Source organism: Streptomyces sp. A5-4, assembly GCF_051131715.1.
Lineage (GTDB): Bacteria > Actinomycetota > Actinomycetes > Streptomycetales > Streptomycetaceae > Streptomyces.
On sequence record NZ_CP178591.1, the window covers coordinates 4,084,998 to 4,105,708 of the forward strand.

Below are 20,711 nucleotides of genomic sequence, written 5' to 3' on the forward strand. Positions count from 1 at the left end.
CGCGCCCCCCGCGTCACCCACGTGGCCCGGCCCGCGCGCACCCGTCCCCTTCCCGTGGTCGGGTGGACTGGTGACGGTCAATCAGAAACCACCTCTGCTCCCCGAGCCCGCCCGACGCGTCGCCGCTTGGTGCGTCGTCGCGCTGCTCGTCACCGGGGTCGCCGGGGTCGGGATCTGGTTGTGCGTCACCCTCAAGGCCGCCGTCACGCCGGTGCTGCTCGCCATCCTCGGCACCGCGCTGCTCGGACCCCTGCACCGGCGGCTCGTCAAGATGAAGGTGCAGCGTTCGCTGGCCGCCGGACTGACCTGCGCCGCCGTGGTCGCCGTCGTCGGGGGCGCCGGATACATCGTGGTCGGCGCGCTGATCGACAGCGGCGACCAGATCATCGCCTCGGTCAAGCAGGCCACCACCGACGTCGCCGGGAAGCTGGGTGCCAAGGGCACCTCGCTGGACGACATGTCGTCCAGCCTCAAGGACCTGGTCTCCAAGTTCGGCGGGTCCGCCGCCTCCGGAGTGCTCACCGGGATCGGCATCGTCGGCGGCGTGGTCGCCACCGCGGTCCTCGCGCTGCTGCTGATCTTCTTCTTCCTGCGGGACTCCGACCGGGCCGTCGGCGCGCTGCGCTCCCTCGCGCCGAGCAGCACGGCCGACACCGTGGAGGCGGTCGCCCGCCGGGCCTTCGAGGCCGTCGAGGGCTTCATGCGCGGGACCACCTTCATCGCGCTCATCGACGCCCTGTGCATCACCGTCGGGCTGCTGATCCTGCGGGTGCCCGGCGCGGTCGGGCTCGGGGCGCTGGTGTTCGTGGGCGCGTACATCCCGTACCTCGGCGCGTTCATCTCCGGGACGGTGGCGATCCTCGTCGCGCTCGCCGACCGCGGCTTCGTGATCGCACTGTGGGCGCTGGGGATCGTACTGGCCGTACAGGTCCTCGAAGGGCACATCCTCCAGCCGGTGATCCAGAGCCGTACGGTCCAGATGCACCCCGCCGTCGTCATGCTGGCCATCGCCGCGGGCGCCACCGTGGCCGGGATCCTCGGCATGCTGCTCGCGGTGCCGTTGACAGCGGCGGCCGTCGGGGTGATCGCCGAGATCCGGCTGCGCTACGCCGCCGGGCCCGCCCCCGGGGCGGCCTCCGCGCCGGTGTCCGGGCCCTCGACCTCGTAGAGCTCGAACCAGATCGACTTGCCCTCGCCCCTGGGGTCCACGCCCCACGCGTCCGCGAGCATTTCCATCAGCATCAGACCGCGCCCGCTGGACGCCATCTCGCCGGGGCGACGCCGGTGCGGCAGCTCGTCGCTGGCGTCCGCGACCTCGACGCGCAGCCGCCGGGGCCTGCCGGTCACCTCCGCGACCAGCAGTGCGTCGCCGTCCGTGTGGACCAGGACGTTGGTGACCATCTCGGAGACCATCAGCACGGCCGAGTCGACCTGCTCGGAGCCCGTCCAGTCGTGCAGCAGATCGCGCACCTGCAGGCGGACCCCGGCGATGCGCTCCGGCTCGGCCTGGGCGACGGTCAGCGCGGTGCGCCGGCCCCGGTCGCCGACCGACGGGAGGGTGCCGGGCTCCAGGCTGTCGTCGAGCGCCTCGCGGCAGAGCAGCAGCAGCGCGATGTCGTCCTCGCGGCGTTCCCCGACCGGGCCCGTGGTGTAGTGCGACGAGGGGCCGTGCACGGCGGCGACGAGGGTGTCGGCGAGCTTCTCCAGGTTGTCCCCGGCGTGGCCCTCCAAGATGGCCCGCAGCCTGGCCCAGCCCGTGTCGAGGTCGTGGCCGCCGGTCTCGATGAGCCCGTCCGTACAGATCATGATCGTCTCGCCCGGTTCCAGGACGAGCCGCGTCGTGGGGTAGTCCGTGTCGGGGTCGATGCCCAGCGGCAGCCCGCCCGCGGTGGGCCGTACCAGCACCGTCCCGTCGGCCATGCGGACCGCCGGGTCGGGGTGGCCCGCGCGGGCGATGTCGAGGATGCCCGTGGCGGGGTCGGCCTCGATGTACAGGCAGGTCGCGAAGCGCGGGCTGATGTGGTCGTCGGGCGCGTACGTACCGGTGATGCCGTGCAGGAAGCGGGAGGCCCGGGACAGCACGGCGTCCGGGCGGTGCCCCTCGGACGCGTACGCGCGCAGCGCGATCCGCAGCTGTCCCATCAGCCCGGCCGCGTGCACGTCATGGCCCTGTACATCGCCGATGACCAGCGCTATTCGCCCGTTGGGCAGCGGAATCATGTCGTACCAGTCGCCGCCGACCTGCAGCCCGCCACCGGTCGGCACATAGCGTGCCGCCACCTTCATGCCGGGGATCTCCGGGCCCAGCGTCGGCATCATCGCCCGCTGGAGGCCCTGCGACAGCTCGCGCTCGGACTCCGCGATGCCGGCCCGCGCCAGGGCCTGCGCCAGCATGCGCGCGACCGTCGTCAGCACGGACCGCTCGTCGGGGGTGAAGCCCACCGGGTGGGCGAACCCCGCCATCCAGGCGCCCATCGTGCGGCCCGCGACGATCAGCGGCAGGAACGCCCAGGAGCGGCGTTCGAAGCGCTGCGCGAGCGACCAGCTGGCCGGGTAGCGGCGCCGGTACTCCTCGGGCGACGGCAGATAGATGGCCCGTCCCGTACGGACCACCTCCGCCGCCGGGTAGTCCATGTCCAGCGGCATGTCGGAGAACGGGCCCATGTCGCCCGCGTTGTGCCCGTGGTGCCCGATGATCCTGATCCGGCCGCCCCCGGCGCCGAACACCGCGAGGCCGTCCGGGGAGAACCCCGGCATGGACAGCGAGGCCGCGACCCGCAGCACCTCCGCGGTCGACCGGGCCTCGGCGAGCGCGCGGCCCGCGTCGAGCAGGAACGCCTCCCGGGAGCGCCGCCAGTCGCCGGTGACGGGGGTGCGGGCGGCGGATCCCGGCTGCTGCTCGGCGACCTCCTGAAGGGTGCCGAACAGCGTGTAGTTGTCGCCGTCGACCACGGGCTTGGAGCGGCTGCGTACCGTACGCAGCAGCCGTCCTTCCTCGTCCATGATCCGCAGCCGGGCCTCGGCGAGGGTGCCCTCGGCGACCGCGAGATTCACCACCCCGTTGATCTCGTTCCAGTCGACCGGGTGGAAACGGGACCGTACGGCCGATTCCGCGAGTGTCGTGGGCTCGGCGGGCAGGCCGAGGAGCCGGGCCGCCTCCGCGTCGAGGGTGACCGTCCCCGAAGCGTTGTCCCAGCGCCACAGTCCCGTCGCGATGGCGGCCAGGAGGTCCTCGGTGCGCATTGCATCATCTTTACAGGTCGCGGCCGGACCGGCCGTCCGAGGTCCACCCTCCGGGAAACCGCCCCCGGACGGGGCCGCCGGGAAACCCCAGAAAAATGGGCTGCGCGCACCGGTAACCTTGGGGGGCCCAGACGATCCCGAATCCCGAAGGCTGGATGAACGACGATGCATCGGTACAGGTCCCACACGTGCGGCGAGCTCCGCGCCTCTGACGTCGGCGCCGACGTCCGGCTGAGCGGCTGGCTGCACAATCGTCGAGACCTGGGCGGCATCCTCTTCATCGATCTGCGCGACCACTACGGTCTGGTGCAGCTCGTCGCCCGCCCCGGCACCCCGGCCAACGAGGCCCTGAGCTCCATCACCAAGGAGACCGTCGTCCGTATCGACGGCAAGGTCTCCGCGCGCGGCGCCGACAACGTCAACGCGGAGCTGGGCACCGGCGACATCGAGGTCGAGGTCACCGAGGTCGAGGTGCTCGGCGCCGCGGCCCCGCTGCCCTTCACCATCAACGCCGAGGACGGCGTCAACGAGGAGCGGCGCCTGGAGTACCGCTTCCTCGACCTGCGCCGCGAGCGCATGCACCGCAACATCATGCTGCGCTCGTCGGTCATCGCCGCGATCCGCTCCAAGATGGTGGCGCTCGGCTTCAACGAGATGGCGACCCCGATCCTCACGGCGACGTCCCCCGAGGGCGCCCGTGACTTCGTGGTGCCCTCCCGGCTGAACCCGGGCAAGTTCTACGCGCTGCCGCAGGCCCCGCAGCAGTTCAAGCAGCTGCTGATGATCTCCGGCTTCGACCGCTACTTCCAGATCGCGCCGTGTTTCCGTGACGAGGACGCCCGCGCCGACCGTTCGCCGGGCGAGTTCTACCAGCTCGACGTCGAGATGAGCTTCGTCGAGCAGGAGGACGTCTTCCAGCCGATCGAGAAGCTGATGACCGAGCTCTTCACCGAGTTCGGCAACGGCGCCCCGGTCACCTCGCCGTTCCCGCGCATCCCGTTCCGCGAGTCGATGGTCAAGTACGGCAACGACAAGCCGGACCTGCGCGCCAAGCTGGAGCTCGTCGACGTCTCCGACGTCTTCGCCGACAGCGGTTTCAAGGCGTTCGCCGGCAAGCACGTGCGCGCGCTGGCCGTGCCGGACACCGCGGGCCAGTCCCGCAAGTTCTTCGACGGTCTGGGTGAGTACGCCGTCGAGCACGGCGCCAAGGGCCTCGCCTGGGTGCGCGTCGGCGAAGAGGGCGCGCTCGCGGGCCCGATCGCGAAGTTCCTCACCGAGGACGACGTCAAGGCGCTCACCGCCAAGCTGGGCCTGGAGCCCGGCCACGCGGTCTTCTTCGGCGCCGGCGAGTTCGACGAGGTCTCCAAGATCATGTCGGCGGTCCGGGTCGAGGCCGCCAAGCGCGCCGGTCACTTCGAGGGGGGCGTGTTCCGGTTCTGCTGGATCGTCGACTTCCCGATGTACGAGAAGGACGAGGAGACGGGCCGGATCGACTTCTCGCACAACCCCTTCTCGATGCCCCAGGGCGGCCTCGCCGACCTGGAGGAGAAGGACCCGCTGGACATCCTGGCGTACCAGTACGACATCGTCTGCAACGGCATCGAGCTGTCGTCGGGCGCCATTCGTAACCACGAGCCCGACCTGATGCTCAAGGCCTTCGAGATCGCCGGCTACGCGCCCGAGACCGTCGAGAGGGAGTTCGCGGGCATGCTGCGCGCGTTCCGCCTCGGCGCCCCGCCGCACGGCGGCATCGCCCCGGGCGTGGACCGCATCGTGATGCTGCTGGCCGACGAGCCGAACATCCGCGAGACGATCGCCTTCCCGCTCAACCAGAACGCGCAGGACCTGATGATGGGCGCGCCCACGACGCTGGAGGAGACCCGCCTGCGGGAGCTCAACATCCAGCTGCGCAAGCCGGTGGCCGACAAGTAGGTCCGCGGAGCAGATCCGTCGATCGTCCCGGCACATAAGGACAAAGGGCCCGGAACCGAACAGGTTCCGGGCCCTTCTTCCATGCCGCGGGTGTTTCACTCCGGCAGTTCCTGTCCGCGCGGCAACCTGATCCGCGCCGCACCGCGTTCCACGGTTGTGGGAGACCGAACAGGATGGCTCGGACAGCATGCTGCAACGAGAAAGGCCCGCCCGATGACGGCCGTACGCCGCCGCACGCACCCCCGCGCCCTCGGCGCCCTGCTGCTCGCCGCGGGCATCGCGCTCTCCGGCTGCCAGAGCGGTGGCGCCCCGCCGGCGACCCGGCAGTCACCGCCCCCGGACGCCAACGGACCCGGCGCCACCGCCGCCGGCCGCTCGGCGCCCCGCCCCCTCGTCGAACTCCCCGGCCTCGGCCCCAGGACCCGCGGCCAGGTCCCGGACGGCGCCCGGCAGGCGCTCGTGGTCACCGGCGAGGGCCGCGACGAGAACAAGGGCAGCGCGGTGCTGTACGAACGCGACGCCCAGGGCGGACCGTGGCGGCCGGGGCCGTCCTGGCCCGTGCACAACGCGCTGCACGGTTGGACGGACGAGCACTACCGGGACGACCTGCGCTCCCCGACCGGGGTGTTCGGCCTGACCGGCGCGGGCGGTCTGCTGTCGGACCCGGGCACGAAGCTCACGTACGACGAGAGCCCCGCCTTCACGGCGGACGGCACGGGCGCGCTCGGTGAACCGCTCGCCGGTTCCTTCGACTACGTCATCGCCATCGACTACAACCGCAAGCCGGGCACCACCCCGCTGGACCGGGCCCGTCCGCTCGGCGAGGACCGGGGCGGCGGCATCTGGCTGCACGTCGACCACGAGGGCCCGACGCAGGGCTGCGTCTCGCTGACGGAGGACGCGATGAAGGCGCTGCTTCGCAGGGTCGACCCGGCGAAGCAGCCGGTGGTGGTGATGGGCGACGCGGCGTCGCTGGCGCGCTGAGCGGGCGGGCCGGCCTCCCTCTCGTGGGGGTGAAACGGCCTGCTGCGCAGGGCTCCGTGCCCGTAGCGTGGTGACCGTCACCGATTTCGGGAGGAGGCCGCCATGAGCGTTGTCGAGGGGCGGTCCAGCGTCTTGACCCAGGACGAATTCGAAGAGCTTGCCCGCCACGCCATACGGACGAATGAGGCGCTGCGGCTGGAGTTCGTCAACGGGAGGGTGGGGATCAAGGCTGTGCCGGGCGGCGGTCACGGGCGGATCATCGAGTGGCTTTCCCGCTTGTGCATCCAGGCCGACACGAACTGGTGGCTCTACCCCGACCAGGGCCTTCGGATCGAGACGTACCGCAAGGGCAATGCCCGCCCCGCCGGTTCACTCGCGACGAGCGGCACCTTTGTCGGTCAGGGTGAGTGGGCGAGCGCCGACGAAGTCCTCATGGTCGTCGAGGTCGCCTCAGGTGACGCCGACACCGATCAGCGGGACCGGGTGGAGAAGCCGCGCGCGTACGCCGAGTCCGGCCTTCCCGTGTATCTGCTCATCGACCGCGACGCCTGCGAGGTCAAGGTCCACTCCCGGCCCGACGGAGTGCGGTACGAACTGGTGACGACGGTGCCGTTCGGGAAGTCGGTGGCCTTGCCCGACCCGGTCGGCATCGAGCTGGACACCGAGCCGCTCAAGGACTGGGTGCACTGAGGCCAGTACGTACGAGGAAGGGGGCCGGGGACCCGTACAGGTCCCCGGCCCCCTTCCTCACGCGTTACGCCTTCTTCGGCTCTTCCAGCCGCGGGAACAGCACCGCGCCCTTGGTGATCGTCGCGCCGGCCGGGAGGCGGCCCCAGTCGGCCGCGTCCTGCACCCGCTGGTCGGTCAGTGCGCCCAGCGCCGCGTCCGCGCCGAGGGAGTCCCACAGCTTCTGCGAGGTCTCCGGCATGACCGGGTTCAGCAGGACGGCCATGGCGCGCAGCGACTCGGCGGCCGTGTAGAGGATCGTCGCGAGGCGGGCCCGGCCCTCGTCCGACGTGTCCTTGGCCACCTTCCACGGCTCCTGCTCCGTGATGTAGCCGTTGACCTGCTTGACGAACTCGAACACCGCGAGGATGCCGCCCTGGAAGTCCAGCTCCTCGCCGATCTTCAGGTCGGCCTCGGTGACGGCCTTCGTCAGACCGTCCTTGACCGCCTGCTCGGCGTCGCCGTCGGCGGCCGAAGCGGGCAGCGTGCCCTCGAAGTACTTGCCGACCATGGCGGCGACGCGGGACGCCAGGTTGCCGTAGTCGTTGGCCAGCTCCGAGGTGTACCTGGCGGTGAAGTCCTCCCAGGAGAACGAGCCGTCCTGGCCGAAGGCGATGGCGCGCAGGAAGTACCAGCGGTACGCGTCGATGCCGAAGTGCGAGGTCAGGTCCTGCGGCTTGATGCCGGTCAGGTTCGACTTGGACATCTTCTCGCCGCCGACCATCAGCCAGCCGTTGGCGGCGACCCTGCCGGGCAGCGGCAGGCCGTTCGCCATCAGCATCGCGGGCCAGATGATCGCGTGGAAGCGCAGGATGTCCTTGCCGACCAGGTGGACGCTGGCGGGGAACGTCTCGTCGAACTTCGCCTGGTCCGCGCCGTAACCGACCGCCGTGGCGTAGTTCAGCAGGGCGTCGATCCACACGTAGATGACGTGCTTGGCGTCCCACGGGACCGGGACACCCCAGTCGAAGGTGGAGCGGGAGATCGACAGGTCCTGGAGGCCCTGCTTCACGAAGTTCAGGACCTCGTTGCGGGCCGACTCCGGCTGGATGAAGCCCGGGTTCGCCTCGTAGAACTCAAGGAGCTTGGGGCCGTACTCGCTGAGCTTGAAGAAGTAGTTCTCCTCCTTGAGGAGTTCCACCGGCTTCTTGTGGATCGGGCACAGCTTCTGGCCGGTGAACTCTCCCGTGCCGTCGATCAGATCGCCGGGGAGCTTGTACTCCTCGCAGCCCACGCAGTACGGGCCCTCGTAGCCGCCCTTGTAGATCTCGCCCTTGTCGAAGAGGTCCTGCACGAACTCCTGCACACGGTCGGTGTGCCGCTTCTCCGTCGTACGGATGAAGTCGTCGTGTCTGATGTTCAGGTGCTCCCAGAGGGGCTTCCAGGCCTCGTCGACGAGCTTGTCGCACCACTCCTGCGGAGTGACCCCGTTGGCCTCGGCCGTGCGCATGATCTTCTGACCGTGCTCGTCCGTGCCGGTGAGGTACCACACCTTCTCGCCGCGCTGGCGGTGCCAGCGCGTGAGCACGTCACCTGCGACGGTCGTATAGGCGTGCCCCAGGTGAGGAGCGTCGTTGACGTAGTAAATCGGGGTCGAGACGTAGAACGTCCTCGCCGCCTGCTTCTCGGATCCAGTGGCCGCCATGGTCGAAATCCTAACGGCCATCCGAGGGTGGCTTCACACGGATAAGCGGGGGCGGGGGCGATGCGGGTACGGATCGTGGACCCGGGCCCGAGGGCGCCCCCGTGTGGCGTCACAGCGCGTACCCGACGCCCTGGACGGTACGGAGCGGCCCCGACGACGAGCTCAGGGAGCTCGGGGACACGCTGGACGCGCTGCTCGGGCGCCTGCAGGGGGCGTTCGACAGCCGGCAGCGGTTCATCGCGAACGCCTCGCACGAGCTGCGGACCCCGCTCGCCACGCAGCGCACGGCGGGCTGGTGGTCACGGTGCGGGTCCCCCGGGTGCCTGCGGCGCTGTTCCCCCACCCGGGCCGAGGTATCTGAGCCCGCCCGGCGCTTGAGCCCCCGTTGCGGGAAGGGACGGGTGGGGAACAGGCCTCGCGCAGCGGCTCCGGCACCCCTGGGGGTTGCCGGAGCCGCTGGTGCGCTCGCGCCCGCCGGGGCGCGGTGGTGGGTCAGGCCTGGTCGGCCTGGGCGACGGTGGCCAGCCAGGCGGGGAGCCCGGCCAGGACCGCCCCGTACAGCTCGGCGTCCGCGATCTCGCGCGGCACCGGGCCCGCGTGGAAGAACGCGGCGTTGTCCACGTTCAGCTTGCGCAGGTAGTCGAAGCCCTTGGCCTCGCGCTCACCGAAGGCGACGAACTGCCAGAACAGCGGCAGCCGCGCGGCCTCGGTCAGCGCGATGCCCGCGGCGGCCCTCGACTCCGGGGCGCCGTCCGTCTGGAAGATCACCAGCGCGGGCCCGGTCGCCTCGGACTTCTCGTAGTGCGCGACGACCTCTTGGACGGCGCGGTGGTAGTTCGTACGCCCCATACGAGCGAGTCCTGCGTGCAGTTCGTCGATCCGGCCCTCGTACGCGTCGAGAGTGATCTCGCCGGTTCCGTCGATGTCGGTCGAGAAGAACACCACGGGGACGGTCGCGTCCGCGTCACCGTCGAGGTGCGCGGCCAGGCCGAGAGCCTGCTCGGCGAGGTGCTGGGCGCTGCCGTCCTTGTAGTACGACCGCATGGACCCGGAGCGGTCGAGTACGAGGTACACGGTGGCACGGGCCCCCGCGATCCCCTGCTCGGCGAGCACGGCACCGGCGGCCGTGTAGTGCTCGGCGAGGCCGGGGGCGCGGGACGTGACCCGTGCGAGCGAGTGCGCGGGCACCCCGTCGACGGGAACCGAAGCGGCCTCGGTGGTGACGGGAGCGACGGCGGCCGGCTCGGCGACGGGCGCGACCGGCTCGGCCGGGGTGGCGACGGCGACGGGCTCGGCTTCGGGCTCGGCGGCCTCCTGGGTGGCGGCGGCCTTCTGCGGCTTGATCCGGGCCTTGGGCCGGGTCGCCGGAGCGGCTTCGGGCACGGCGGCCGTCGCGGGCTCGCCCTCACCCTCGGCAGTGGCGGTGCCCGCGGGCTCCGCGGGCACCGGCTCCGTGCCCGTCTCCGGGACGGTTGCGTCGGCCACGGGCTCCGTGGCCTTCGCCTCGACGGCCGGGGCCGCGGCGACCGGCTGGGGCTTGATCCGGGCCTTGGGCCGCGTCGCCGCGACGGGCTCGGCGTCGACATGGGGCTCGACGACGTCAACCACTGCGGGCTCGGCGGCTGCCTTGGGCTCCACGGCCTCGGTCACGGCCGCGGTCTCCACCACGGGCGCCGTGGCCTCGGGCTCGGCGGCTGCCACGGGGGCGGGGGTCTCGTCCGCCACCACCTTGGGCGCCTTCGGCGTCTTCGTCCTCGGCTTCCGGGGAGCCTTGACGGCGGCCGGTACGGCCTCCGCCGGGGTCTCCTCCGGCGTCACGACGACAGGCTCGGCCACGGGTGCGACCGGGGCCGCGGCCTCGACGGCCTCGACCGGCTCCGCCGGGGTCGTCGCCGACGTCGTCTCCGGGACTGTCTCCGAGGCCGTTTCCGGGGTGGCCTCCGCGACGGCCGGCGCCTCGACGGACTTCGTGTCCTCGACCTTCGTTTCCTCGACCTTCGTTTCCTCGGCCTTGGTGTCCTCGGCCGCGACGGCCGGCTTCTCGTTCGCCGTCACTTCCGTCCGCGCCTGGGACGGGACGGGGGCCGCGCCCGGCTTCTCGTCCTCGGACTTGGCCTGGGCCGGGACGCTCTTCTCCGCGGCCGGCTGCTGGCGCGCCGACGGCTTGTCGAACGCCTCGGCCACCAGATCCGCCGCGATGCCGGCCTCAGACGACTTCGACGACTTCGACGAGCCGGACGACTCCGAGGTCTTCGTCGACGCCGCCGACCGGTCCGTGCTGTCCGTACTGTGCTTGACCGCTTCGGCCCTGGCCGGTGCGGGCACCGAGACGGCCGACTCCGCGGCTGCTGTCTCCGCGGGCTGCGTACGCTCGGTCTGGGGCGGCACTGTGGCCGCCGTCGGCTCGTCGGGCTCCGCTCGGCCGTTTCCAAACACCTTGCGCAGCAAGCTCCGAATGCCCATGGGCGAGGCCTTTCGCATGAGTTGGGCGGTGGATATCCGTACTGGCGGAAAATAATCCTTGGCCAGGGCGGACACGTAAGGTTAGCGGCCCCGGGCGCCGATCTCCGGGAGGGTCATCCGGGCGGCCGAACCGGCTCCGGCCGGGACCGGCTCGCGTCCGTGAACACCCCCGCCGGCCGGTCGCCGTCAACGGCCCCGGGGCGAAGGGCCCGGCCCCGGCGACCCGTACCGCCAACAGGCGGTGCGCGTCCAGGACTTCCGGGATTCCGCCGCTCTCGACCGTGTCCCGCCCCGCGTCCGGATTCCGCCCGGACCGGTCCGGCGGGGCACACGGCCCCGCCACCGCGTCCCGGCGGTCGCCGAGCGAGGCGAGCGGCAGGCCCCGGAGGGCCACGGTCGGTTCGTCGCGCATGGTCACCGATCGTAGCCGTGCGGGCAACTTCCGCGCGGCCGTGCCGCATTCACCCGGTGTTCACCCGTAGGCCGCCGGATCACGGGCATATGCGCCTAACGTCACCGCCGAAGCATCCCGACACGCTGTCGGTGATGTCGGCGCAGGCTGCGCCGAGACACAGCCCATACAGCCCATTTGGAGGGTTCGTGCGCAATCTGCTGCCGTTGCTCGGTTCGTCGCACTCGGGTGCGCGCTCCGCGCTCACCTGCCGTTACCGCTGCGGAGACGCCTGTTTCCAGGAGGCCCCCAACACCAGCGACAACGAATACGCGGGCGACGTGATAGCCGGCGCCCTGTCGAGGCGGTCGATGATGCGCGCCGCCGCGGTCGTGACCGTCGCAGGCGCCGCCGGTTCGGCGCTCGTCGCGGGGCCGGGCGCCCCGCAGGCCACGGCGGCCGGCCTCGCCGAGGACGGCGAGCGCGCCAAGGGTGCCGCGAGGCACGGCAAGAGCGACGGTGCGCGCGGGCTGCGCTTCGCGCCCGTCGCACCCAACACCGCCGACGCGGTCACCGTCCCCGTCGGCTACGCGCAGAGCGTCGTCATCCGCTGGGGCGAGCCGATCCTGCGCGGCGCGCCCGCCTTCGACGCGGACAAGCAGTCCGCCAAGGCGCAGGCCGGCCAGTTCGGTTACAACAACGACTTCCTGTCCCTGCTGCCCCTGAAGGGGGAGCACGGCCGTCAGGTGCTCGTGGCCAACCACGAGTACACGGACGAGATCCTGATGTTCAAGGGGTACGACCCGGCCAAGCCGACCCGCGAGCAGGTCGAGACCGCCTGGGCCGCGCACGGTCTCTCGGTCGTCGTCGTCCAGGAGGAGCGCGGGTCGGGCAAGCTGACGCCGGTCACCCGCCACCACCTCAACCGCCGTCTGCACACCACATCCCCCTTCAGGCTGACGGGCCCCGCCGCGGGCAGCGCGCTCCTGAAGACGTCCGTCGACCCGACCGGCACCAGGGTCCTCGGCACGCTCAACAACTGCGCGGGCGGCACCACCCCGTGGGGCACGACCCTGCACGGCGAGGAGAACTTCAACCAGTACTTCGCCAACGGCTCCAGCGTCACCGACAAGCGCTACGGCATCGGCACCGGCGCCACCGAGCGCAAGTGGGAGCTCTTCGACAAGCGCTTCGACGTTAAGCAGGAGCCGAACGAGCCGCACCGCCAGGGCTGGGTCGTCGAGCTCGACCCGTACGACCCGGACTCCACGCCCCGCAAGCGCACCGCGCTCGGCCGCTTCAAGCACGAGGCCGCGCAGCCGCGCCTGACCGACGACGGCCGTCCCGTCGTCTACATGGGCGACGACGAGCGTTTCGACTACTTCTACAAGTTCGTCTCGTCGAAGCGGATGAAGAAGGGCAGCTCGCGCGCCGCCCGTGAGCACAACCTGACGCTCCTCGACGAGGGCACGCTGTACGTCGCCAAGCTCACCGGCGACTCACCGGCCGCCGAGATCGACGGCACGGGCAAGCTCCCCAAGGACGGCGAGTTCGACGGCAGCGGCCAGTGGATCCCGCTGGCCACCGGCGAGGTGTCGCACGTGCCCGGGATGACGGCCGACGAGGTGTACGTCTTCACGCGCCTCGCGGGTGACAAGGTCGGCGCCACCAAGATGGACCGCCCCGAGGACGTCGAGCCGTCCCCGCGCACCGGCCGGGTGTACATCGCGCTGACGAACAACACCGACCGCGGCAAGGCGGGCAAGGCCGGAGCGGACGAGGCCAACCCGCGCAACCTCAACAAGCACGGCCAGATCCTGGAGCTCGCCGAGCACTGGGACGACCCGTCCGCCGACGGCTTCGCCTGGCGGCTGTTCCTGGTCGCGGGCGACCCGGACGACCCGTCGACGTACTTCGCCGGCTTCCCCAAGGAGAAGGTCAGCCCGATCTCCTGCCCGGACAATGTCGCCTTCGACCCGCACGGCAACCTGTGGATCTCCACGGACGGCAACCAGCTCGGCTCGCACGACGGCCTCTTCGGTGTCGCGACGCGCGGTGAGCGGCGCGGTGAGCTGAAGCAGTTCCTGACGGTGCCCAAGGGCGCCGAGACCTGCGGACCGCTCATTCAGGACCGCCGGGTGCTCGTGTCCGTGCAGCACCCGGGCGAGATCGACGGCGCGAGCGTCGAGAAGCCCGCGTCGGTGTGGCCGGACGGCCCCGGCCGGATCGTGCGCCCGTCGGTCGTCGCGGTCTGGCGCAGGGACGGCCGCGACATCGGCGTGTAGGCGCCAGGCGCGGGCAGCGGGGGAGCCCGGGTATCGGGGTGTGGTCGCGGCGCGCGGCCTCTACTCTCGACCCATGGCTTCTGACGACGAGGGAACCGTACGGATGGACGTCTGGATCTGGTCCGTACGGCTCACCAAGACCCGCTCCCAGGCCGCGTCCGCCTGCCGGGCGGGCCACGTCCGGGTCGACGACGAGCGCGTCAAGCCGGCGTACGCGGTGAGTGTGGGGGACCGGGTCAGGGTGTTCCACGCCGGGCGCGAGCGGATCGTGGTCGTGTCCAGGATCGTCCGCAAGCGGGTCGGTCCTGCGGTCGCGGCGGAGTGCTACGTCGACCACAGCCCGCCGCCCCCGCCCCGCGAGTTCGTCGCGCCCGTGGCGGTACGTGAGCGGGGAGCGGGCCGCCCGACCAAGCGCGACCGGCGCGAGATGGAGCGCCTGCAGGGTCCCTGACCGGCGGGGGCGGCGGACGGCGGGGGCGTCCGCCCGCGCCGCCCTACCCTCGCGGTCGCACGGGTGAAGCGACCGCGCGCGCCGCCGCGACCTCCTGGTGCAGCGGCGAGAGGACGCTGTCCTCGTCGCCGCTCAGGTCGGTACGTACCTCCACCAGCGTGTCACTGGCTCGCATGCCCTCCGCCAGCTCCCGCAACTCCCTTGCCAAGAAGGCCACTTCGCGCTTCTCCGGCGGCTCCGCGCCGTGATTGACGCGGACCCGCGCCGCAGTTGTGGCGTCCACGATCCGTTCGGTGGCGACGACCAGCGGCCACCACGCGGCGGCCTGCGCCCCGGCGGGCGGCGGCTCGGTCAGGGCCCGCTGGAACTCGGTGCGTACGAGCGACAGGTCCCGGTAGAGCCGGCGCCGCTGCCGCCGCCATTCGGCCTGGTCCCAGTCGGGTCCGAAGGCGCATTCCAGGTAGCCCGCCGTGTCGGCGACCGTGTCCGCGAGCCGGGCGCCGACCCGGGTGCGCCAGCTCTCGGGCCACAGCAGGTAGCCCGCGACGAGCGCGATCGCGCAGCCGATGAGGCTGTCGAACAGGCGCGGCAGGACCAGTCCGAAGCCCTGGTGGTTCAGGAGGTCGGACAGCAGCAGGATGACGGGGGTGATGGCGGCCGTCTGGAACGCGTATCCCTTCGCGGTGAAGGCCGGGATGAGCGCGGCGAGCACGAGCATCACCGGTACGTCCCACCAGCCGCGGTCCAGCTGCGACAGCACGGCCGCCGCCACCACCAGGCCGAGCGCGGTCCCGAACGCGCGCTGGACGGCGCGGGAGAAGACCGAACCGAAGTCGGGCTTGAGGACGAACAGCACGGTCAGCGCGACCCAGTAGGAGCGGGGCACGTCGATGAGTGAGACGAGGGCCTGGGCCAGCCCGATGCACAGGGCGAGCCGCAGCCCGTAGCGCCAGGAACCCTCCGACAGCAGGACGTTGCGGGTGGCGCGCCGTGCGCGTACGCCGAGGGCGGCGGGGCGGCCGAGCCGGTCGTCGATGTTCGCCACGTCGGCGTCGGGGTCGAGGACGACATTGGCGGCGTGCCGCAGCGCATGGTCGACGGCGCGGGTGGCCTGCGTGGCGGGCTCGGGCAGATCGAGCGCCGGGCTGCCGGTCCGTCCCTTCGCGACGGAGTCCGCCAACTCCCGCACGGCCGCAGGCACTTCGGGGGCAAGCGCCCGGTGGTGCAGGTGCGCCGCGGGGGCGGACTCGACGAGCGGGACCAGGGCGTTGAGCTGCGCCAGCAGCCGAACGAGCGGACTGCTGCGGCCGTGGTCGAGGGCGCGCCGGGCGAGGATCAGGTCGTACGCCGTGTTGAGGGACAGGGTGACGGCCTGGCGCTTGTTGTCGTACCCGTCGCTGCCCGCCGCCTCCAGCAGGTCGGCGGCGGCGCGGTAGGTCTCGGCGACGGCGTCCCGTTCGGGCACACCGCCCCGCAGAGGCCAGGCGATCAGCGTCAGCAGGAGGACGAGCAGCCCGCCCACGGTGAGCAGCAGCGGCGCCGTCCACCAGGGGTCGGGCATCGGCAGTCCGGCGCCGACGACGGCCTGCAGCAGGAGCAGCAGCCCGGACACGGAGGCGACCGCGCCGATCGTCGAGATCATGCCGGAGACGAGCGCGACGAGGGTCAACACCCCGACGGCGAGCCACCCGTGCCCGTACACCAGCGTGCCCAGGGTCACTCCGAGGGCGCCGAAGAGCTGCGGGATCGCGATGTTGAAGATGCGCATGCGGTACGCGTCGGCGGTGTCGCCGATGACGCCGGCCAGGGCGCCCATGGACACGAGCGCGCCGTACGTCGGCCGGTCGACGGCGAACCCGACGGCGAGCGGCGCGGCCATCGCGACCCCGGCCCGCACGACGGCGGCCCAGGGGACGGCGGCCCGCTGGGGCCGCAGCCCCTGGGTCAGCCACTCGGGCGGCGCGAGCCGGACCGCCGCCCTGCCGCCACTGTTTTCGCTGTCCCGCTGCTCCGCCATGCCCCTAAAAGATCGAAATTGGGCCGTTGACGCAAGTCCCACCGGTCTGCTGTGGCAACGAATCGGCTCGGGGTGCCGGGGGCGGCTCCATCCCAAATGTTATCCACACCCTGTGGATAACATTTGGGATCCGGGATCCCTGCTCAGAGATTCGGGAGTCGCGACCGGGATCTCAGATCGCGGGTCCCCCAACGATCAGTTCTCGTAATTCTCGACCTGGGCCGCGGACCGCGTCCGCACGTCGTCCGGATCCCCGCCGAACTCCGCCTTGGCCTCGCGGCGGCGCAGCAGGTCCCAGCACTGGTCCAGCTGGATCTCCACGGCGGCCAGCCGGGCCCGCTCGGTCTCGTCGAGGCCCAGCTTCCCGGTGGAGCGCTCGCGCAGCTCGCGTTCCATGCCGACCAGATCGGTGATGTGGTCGAGAATCTCCTGGTTGGCGTTGTCCATGGGCGCGCTCGCCTCCGTCGGATGTCCGGTGTCGGATCAGTCGTACGTCCCGCCCCACGCCACCCACCCCAGCACACCTCTAGCCCCTGTGCAGCTCCAGTTCGACGAGCAGGGCCCGGTGGTCGGTGTTGCTGAGCGTGAGGAAACGGGCCGACCGTATGGAGAAGTCGTCGGTGGTCAGCACATGGTCGATCTGGGTCCCGATGCGCGAGGCGCCCGACGGCCAGGACGGCGTACGGAACGCTCCGCCGACCGCCGCACTGTCCCGCAGACCGCCCGCGTCGAGGATGGCGCGGAACGCGGCGTGGTCCTGGGAGGCGTTGAAGTCGCCTGCCACGATGGCCGGTTGGTGCTTGATGTCGGCCGCATACGCGCGCAGCGCGGCGAGTTCGGTGCGCCAGCTGTCGACGCCACCGGGGACCGGCGGCAGCGGGTGCGCGAGTTGGAGCCGCACGTCGCGGTCGCCGATCCGGGCCACCGCGCCCGGCATCGCGAGGGTCGACGCGATGCCGGGGGCCGGGCGCAGCGGGAGGGTGCTGAGGATCGCGGAGCCCTCGGCGCCGCCCGAGTCGACGACCCTGCGGTACGGGTAGAGGGCCTTCGGGATCTCGCGCGCGAGCGCGGACGAGCAGGTGTACTCGCACTCCTGGACGTAGACCAGCTCCGGCTTCTCCCGCCGGATCGCCTCGACCAAGTCCGTTGTGGCGCCGCCGAATTCGACGTTGGCGGTCAGGACGCGCAGCTCGGCGACGACCGGCCCCCGGCCGGGCGAGGATTGCGCCCCGTACGGCTGCACGAACCAGCCCGTCACGGCGAGCGCGACCAGGGCCCAGAGCACTCCGACGCGCCACCGCGCGACGCCGGCCAGGACCAGCGCGAGGCCGGCGGGGACCAGCAGCCAGGGCAGGAAGGCGAGGAGCTGCGGCACGGGCGTGATGCCGTCGACATCGGCCGCGCGGCACCCGACCACGACGCTGACCCCGCCGAGCAGCAGCCCGGCGCAGCACGCCGTGACCCGCCGCCAGGGCGATGCGGTGGCGGTGAACTGTTGGACGGTGGGCGGCGGGTGCGGGGTCGGACTGGGCTGGACGTCCAAGAGACCGGGCTCCGTTCCGTTCTCGGCGGTCCTCTCCCCGGTGGCTCCGAGTCCCGGGCTCCGAGTCATGAGTACCGAGTGGCGGGCACCGAGTGCTGGGCTCCGAGTGCTGGTCGAATCCTGCCGCACCCCGCACTGGAATGTCTGATTCGGTCGATTATTCGCCCGGACCGACCGCGATCGCCCCGCTAGTGGCGCAGCGCGGCGCCGATCTCCGCCTTGATGTTGCCCTTGAGGGTGCGATTGCTGCGGGCGGTGGCATCCGTGGACTTGCCGGGCGCGACATCCTTGACGCGCACCACGACGGCGTCGAGCAGATTGCCGCCGGCCGCGTCCCGGAAGTTCACCGTGATCGTGTAGTCGTGCGTTTCATCGGTCCCGTTGTCGACGGTGACCTGCGCGCTGGTCCGGTCCCCGGAGGCCTTGGTGGCCCCGGCCTTCACTTCGCCCTTGGCATCCGTGCCGTCCTTGACCTCGGCCATCTTGTCGGACGCGGCGGCGGTCGCGGATGCGACGGCGTCCCCGGCCTTCGCGGTGGCGGACGCGGCCGTGTCCTTCGCCTTGTTGGTGTCCTCCTCGCTGCACCCGGTGGCGGTCAGTGCGAGCAGCGCGAAGAGCGAGACGGCGGCGGAGGCGGTACGAGTGGTCTTCATGCAGACCAGGGTGGGCCCGCGGGCTCCCCCGCACGAGAGAGGTTCGGCCATTCGGAGGGGGCGAAACCCCTCTTGCGGTGCGGTGCGGTGCGGTGCGGTGCGGTGCGGTGCGGTGCGGTGCGGTGCGGTTCGCCGTGGGGCGGGGCTCAGGGGCTCGCGACCGTTGCCGCGCGCAGGCGCGGTGCTTTACGCGTACGGGCCGGTCAGCGGAGTTTGGTGCGCGCGGGGCGTGCGGTGGCCCGGCGGGTGCGCGATCGGGCCGTGAGCCAGGCTGCTGCGGCCAGTACGAGGCCCACCGCCAGCACCACCCACGCCGTCGTGCGGAGCGTGGCCGTCAGCGCGTCGTAGACCGCGCCCGCCGCCGGGCGGTCCACGTCCTGGGGGAGGTCGCCCAGAGCGATGCCGCGGGCCACCGCGACCGTGATGCCGAGCAGGATCGCGCCCACCACCAGCGCCAGGCCCAGGGCCGTGAGGGCGCGGAGGCGGCGTACCGCCAGGACGAGGGCTATCGCCGTGAGCAGCAGTGTGGCGATCGGGAGCCAGATGCCGGCGATCCCCAGTGCGTGGAAGACATCGCGCCAGGTGCCGAGGCGGTCGGACTCCAGCACCGTGATGTCGGTGTGTTCCACCGGGATCTGGTCCGCGAACGGCAGCCCGTTGTCGGTCAGTTGCTGCTTGACCTGCGCGGTAACGGGCGCCAGGTCGATCGTCACGCTGTCGCCGCTGTCGTTGTTCAGCGCGTCGAGGAGTGCCTGATGGGTGGTCCTGGTGACCGTGTTCCACACCTTCTGGAAGCCCCCGGTCGCGGTGTAGGACGTGACGGCGTCGTTGAGCAGCTGCGCCGCGCCGCCCTGGAGCGGGCCGAGGTCGATCTGCTTCATGGCCTCGTCCGTGACCCGCTCGGACACCGCCCTCCGTACGTCGGTGTCGGCGGCCAGCGGCGCCGTCGCCGATACGAAGCGGTCGGTGTTCCCGATCTCGCGGTCCGCCCACACGGCGAGCGCACTCAGCGGGACGAGGACGGCCACGAGGGCGATCAGGGCCGTCGAGAGGAAGGTGCGCATTCCACCAGGGAAGGCCGGGCGGGGGACGGGCGCGAGCGGGGCTGCTGCACTTGGGCCAGTGTCGGATCCGATCCTGGTATCGGCCCTGGTTTCGGCTCTGGTTCCGGCTCTGGTTCTGGCCGTGGATTCGGCTCGGATTCCGGCCTTGGCCTCGGTGCCGGGCCCGGTGCCGTTTTCGTCGGATCGCCTCTAGATCCACTTGCCGAGCGGGCATCGCGGGTGTGACCTGGTGAGGTGGGGGCGCGTGTGGCGGAAGGAGACTGCGATGGCTGCACATGTGGCGACGCCGGGCCGGACGGGTCGATCGGGCCGTGCGGTACGGCCCCACCGCCTTTCGGCGGCCCTGGGCGTACCCCTTGTCCTGGGCGTGCTCTACGGGATCTACGTGGCCTTCATGGCCCGCGGCGGCTCCACCTTGACCGGGTGGAACGTCCTTCTCGGAGTGCTGTGCGGGCTGATCGCGACCGCACTCGGCGCGCTGCTGGTGCGCAACGGCGGTGCCCTGAAGCGCGAGCTGCGCGCCGGTGCCTATGGAGCGCTGTTCGGCGTCGCGATGGGCTTCCTGCACAGCCTCGGCGGCACCAGCGTTCTGTGGTCCGTCACGGTGGGCGCCGCACTCGGCGCCGCGGTGGCCGCCGCTTCGTTCTACGTCTTCTACACGCGGGAATGAGGCTGCCCGGCCTCCACGCGCCGCGCCCCTCAGCTCTTGGTCGCCGTGGTGACCTCGCAGCGTGCGACGACCTCTTTGTGCTCCGGGTCGTAGTGCGAGGTGATGGCCTCGGTGGTCGTGCTCGCACCCGATGCGAGCTTCGCCCCGGCGGGTGCGGTCGAGATCGTGGTCCCGGCCGCGTCCTTGAAGGCGATCTCGATGCGGTAGTCGTACGTCTTGCTCGTGCTGTTCGTGTTCGTGACGCGCAGCTTGGCGACGAGCTTCAGCTCGGACTCCTTGAACACACAGTCTTCGATCTTCACGTCGCCCGCTGCGGGCGCCGGGCGGCTGACGTTGCCCGCCTCACCGGTCGAGCCCCCGGATGTGGTGGAGCTGTCGTTGTCCGAGCTCCCGTTGTTGCTGCTGTGGCCGCCCGAGCTGGAGCTGGACCCCGAACTGCCCGAGTCGCTGTCGCAACTGCCGCCGCGCGAGCCCCTGGCGCCGGTCAGTGCGACGACTGCGACGGCGCATACGGCTACGGCGCGAAGATGACGTTTAGCCATGGTGAAACCCCCGTTTGATGGCTGCGGTACAAAGAGCACGACACCATCGCGCAGCCGTTCGGTTCCTCTGGAGCGCGGCTTCTGCCCCACCGGCCCCCGGAG

At 71.6% G+C, this 20,711-nt stretch carries 16 protein-coding genes and 1 pseudogene; 8 read left to right on the forward strand and 9 right to left on the reverse strand.

Annotated elements, in window-relative coordinates; translation table 11 throughout:
* Positions 1-70: 70 nt before the first annotated feature.
* Positions 71-1,168, forward strand: a complete 1,098-nt coding sequence (locus tag ACLLJJ_RS18800) for an AI-2E family transporter (RefSeq protein ID WP_434592813.1) — start codon at positions 71-73, stop codon at positions 1,166-1,168.
* Here the strand turns inward: ACLLJJ_RS18800 and ACLLJJ_RS18805 are convergent.
* On the reverse strand, positions 1,105-3,243 hold the full coding sequence (locus ACLLJJ_RS18805) for a SpoIIE family protein phosphatase (protein ID WP_434592816.1): 2,139 nt from the start codon (positions 3,241-3,243) through the stop codon (positions 1,105-1,107). The genes ACLLJJ_RS18800 and ACLLJJ_RS18805 overlap by 64 nt on opposite strands.
* 165 nt (positions 3,244-3,408) lie before the next feature.
* Here ACLLJJ_RS18805 and aspS point away from each other — a divergent pair, with 165 nt between their 5' ends.
* The 3 genes from aspS (at position 3,409) to ACLLJJ_RS18820 (ending at position 6,849) form a co-directional block, all read left to right on the forward strand.
* The gene (gene aspS / locus ACLLJJ_RS18810; RefSeq protein WP_434592818.1) at positions 3,409-5,175 is read left to right on the forward strand and encodes an aspartate--tRNA ligase; all 1,767 of its coding nucleotides are present in this window, start codon (positions 3,409-3,411) and stop codon (positions 5,173-5,175) included.
* A gap of 213 nt (positions 5,176-5,388) precedes the next feature.
* Positions 5,389-6,159 (forward strand): L,D-transpeptidase family protein, encoded by a 771-nt coding sequence (locus ACLLJJ_RS18815; protein WP_434592821.1) that lies wholly within the window; start codon positions 5,389-5,391, stop codon positions 6,157-6,159.
* A gap of 102 nt (positions 6,160-6,261) precedes the next feature.
* A complete protein-coding gene (locus ACLLJJ_RS18820) occupies positions 6,262-6,849 on the forward strand; it encodes a Uma2 family endonuclease (RefSeq protein ID WP_434592824.1) in 588 nt (195 codons plus the stop codon).
* A 64-nt stretch (positions 6,850-6,913) separates the two neighbouring features.
* Here ACLLJJ_RS18820 and metG read toward each other — a convergent pair whose 3' ends face one another.
* The gene (gene metG / locus ACLLJJ_RS18825) at positions 6,914-8,530 is read right to left on the reverse strand and encodes a methionine--tRNA ligase (protein WP_434592827.1); all 1,617 of its coding nucleotides are present in this window, start codon (positions 8,528-8,530) and stop codon (positions 6,914-6,916) included.
* A 143-nt stretch (positions 8,531-8,673) separates the two neighbouring features.
* On the opposite strand from metG, the pseudogene ACLLJJ_RS18830 reads away from it, so the two are divergent.
* Positions 8,674-8,820: pseudogene (locus ACLLJJ_RS18830) on the forward strand (histidine kinase dimerization/phospho-acceptor domain-containing protein); the annotation flags it as partial.
* 202 nt (positions 8,821-9,022) lie between these two features.
* Here ACLLJJ_RS18830 and ACLLJJ_RS18835 read toward each other — a convergent pair.
* On the reverse strand, positions 9,023-10,993 hold the full coding sequence (locus ACLLJJ_RS18835) for a VWA domain-containing protein (RefSeq protein ID WP_434592829.1): 1,971 nt from the start codon (positions 10,991-10,993) through the stop codon (positions 9,023-9,025).
* Positions 10,994-11,593: 600 nt separating this feature from the next.
* Between ACLLJJ_RS18835 and ACLLJJ_RS18840 the strand changes: the two genes are divergently transcribed.
* Positions 11,594-13,669: a PhoX family protein gene (locus ACLLJJ_RS18840; RefSeq protein WP_434592831.1), complete on the forward strand. Its 2,076-nt coding sequence runs from the start codon at positions 11,594-11,596 to the stop codon at positions 13,667-13,669.
* A 73-nt stretch (positions 13,670-13,742) separates the two neighbouring features.
* Positions 13,743-14,120 (forward strand): RNA-binding S4 domain-containing protein, encoded by a 378-nt coding sequence (locus ACLLJJ_RS18845; RefSeq protein ID WP_283516863.1) that lies wholly within the window; start codon positions 13,743-13,745, stop codon positions 14,118-14,120.
* Between the two features lie 43 nt (positions 14,121-14,163).
* Here the strand turns inward: ACLLJJ_RS18845 and ACLLJJ_RS18850 are convergent, their stop codons facing one another.
* From ACLLJJ_RS18850 to ACLLJJ_RS18870, 5 genes are all read right to left on the reverse strand, one after another.
* Positions 14,164-16,137 (reverse strand): FUSC family protein, encoded by a 1,974-nt coding sequence (locus ACLLJJ_RS18850; RefSeq protein ID WP_434592835.1) that lies wholly within the window; start codon positions 16,135-16,137, stop codon positions 14,164-14,166.
* Between the two features lie 195 nt (positions 16,138-16,332).
* A complete protein-coding gene (locus ACLLJJ_RS18855) occupies positions 16,333-16,584 on the reverse strand; it encodes a DUF2630 family protein (protein WP_434592837.1) in 252 nt (83 codons plus the stop codon).
* 79 nt (positions 16,585-16,663) lie between these two features.
* Positions 16,664-17,680: an endonuclease/exonuclease/phosphatase family protein gene (locus ACLLJJ_RS18860; RefSeq protein ID WP_434592839.1), complete on the reverse strand. Its 1,017-nt coding sequence runs from the start codon at positions 17,678-17,680 to the stop codon at positions 16,664-16,666.
* A 188-nt stretch (positions 17,681-17,868) separates the two neighbouring features.
* Positions 17,869-18,333: a hypothetical protein gene (locus ACLLJJ_RS18865; RefSeq protein WP_434592842.1), complete on the reverse strand. Its 465-nt coding sequence runs from the start codon at positions 18,331-18,333 to the stop codon at positions 17,869-17,871.
* Between the two features lie 203 nt (positions 18,334-18,536).
* Positions 18,537-19,397 carry a hypothetical protein gene (locus tag ACLLJJ_RS18870; RefSeq protein WP_434592845.1) on the reverse strand — a complete coding sequence of 287 codons (861 nt, stop codon included), beginning with the start codon at positions 19,395-19,397 and terminating at the stop codon, positions 18,537-18,539.
* Between the two features lie 265 nt (positions 19,398-19,662).
* On the opposite strand from ACLLJJ_RS18870, the gene ACLLJJ_RS18875 reads away from it, so the two are divergent.
* Positions 19,663-20,067: a hypothetical protein gene (locus tag ACLLJJ_RS18875; protein ID WP_434592847.1), complete on the forward strand. Its 405-nt coding sequence runs from the start codon at positions 19,663-19,665 to the stop codon at positions 20,065-20,067.
* 29 nt (positions 20,068-20,096) lie between these two features.
* Here ACLLJJ_RS18875 and ACLLJJ_RS18880 read toward each other — a convergent pair whose 3' ends face one another.
* On the reverse strand, positions 20,097-20,609 hold the full coding sequence (locus tag ACLLJJ_RS18880) for a hypothetical protein (RefSeq protein WP_434592849.1): 513 nt from the start codon (positions 20,607-20,609) through the stop codon (positions 20,097-20,099).
* Between the last annotated feature and the right edge of the window lie 102 nt (positions 20,610-20,711).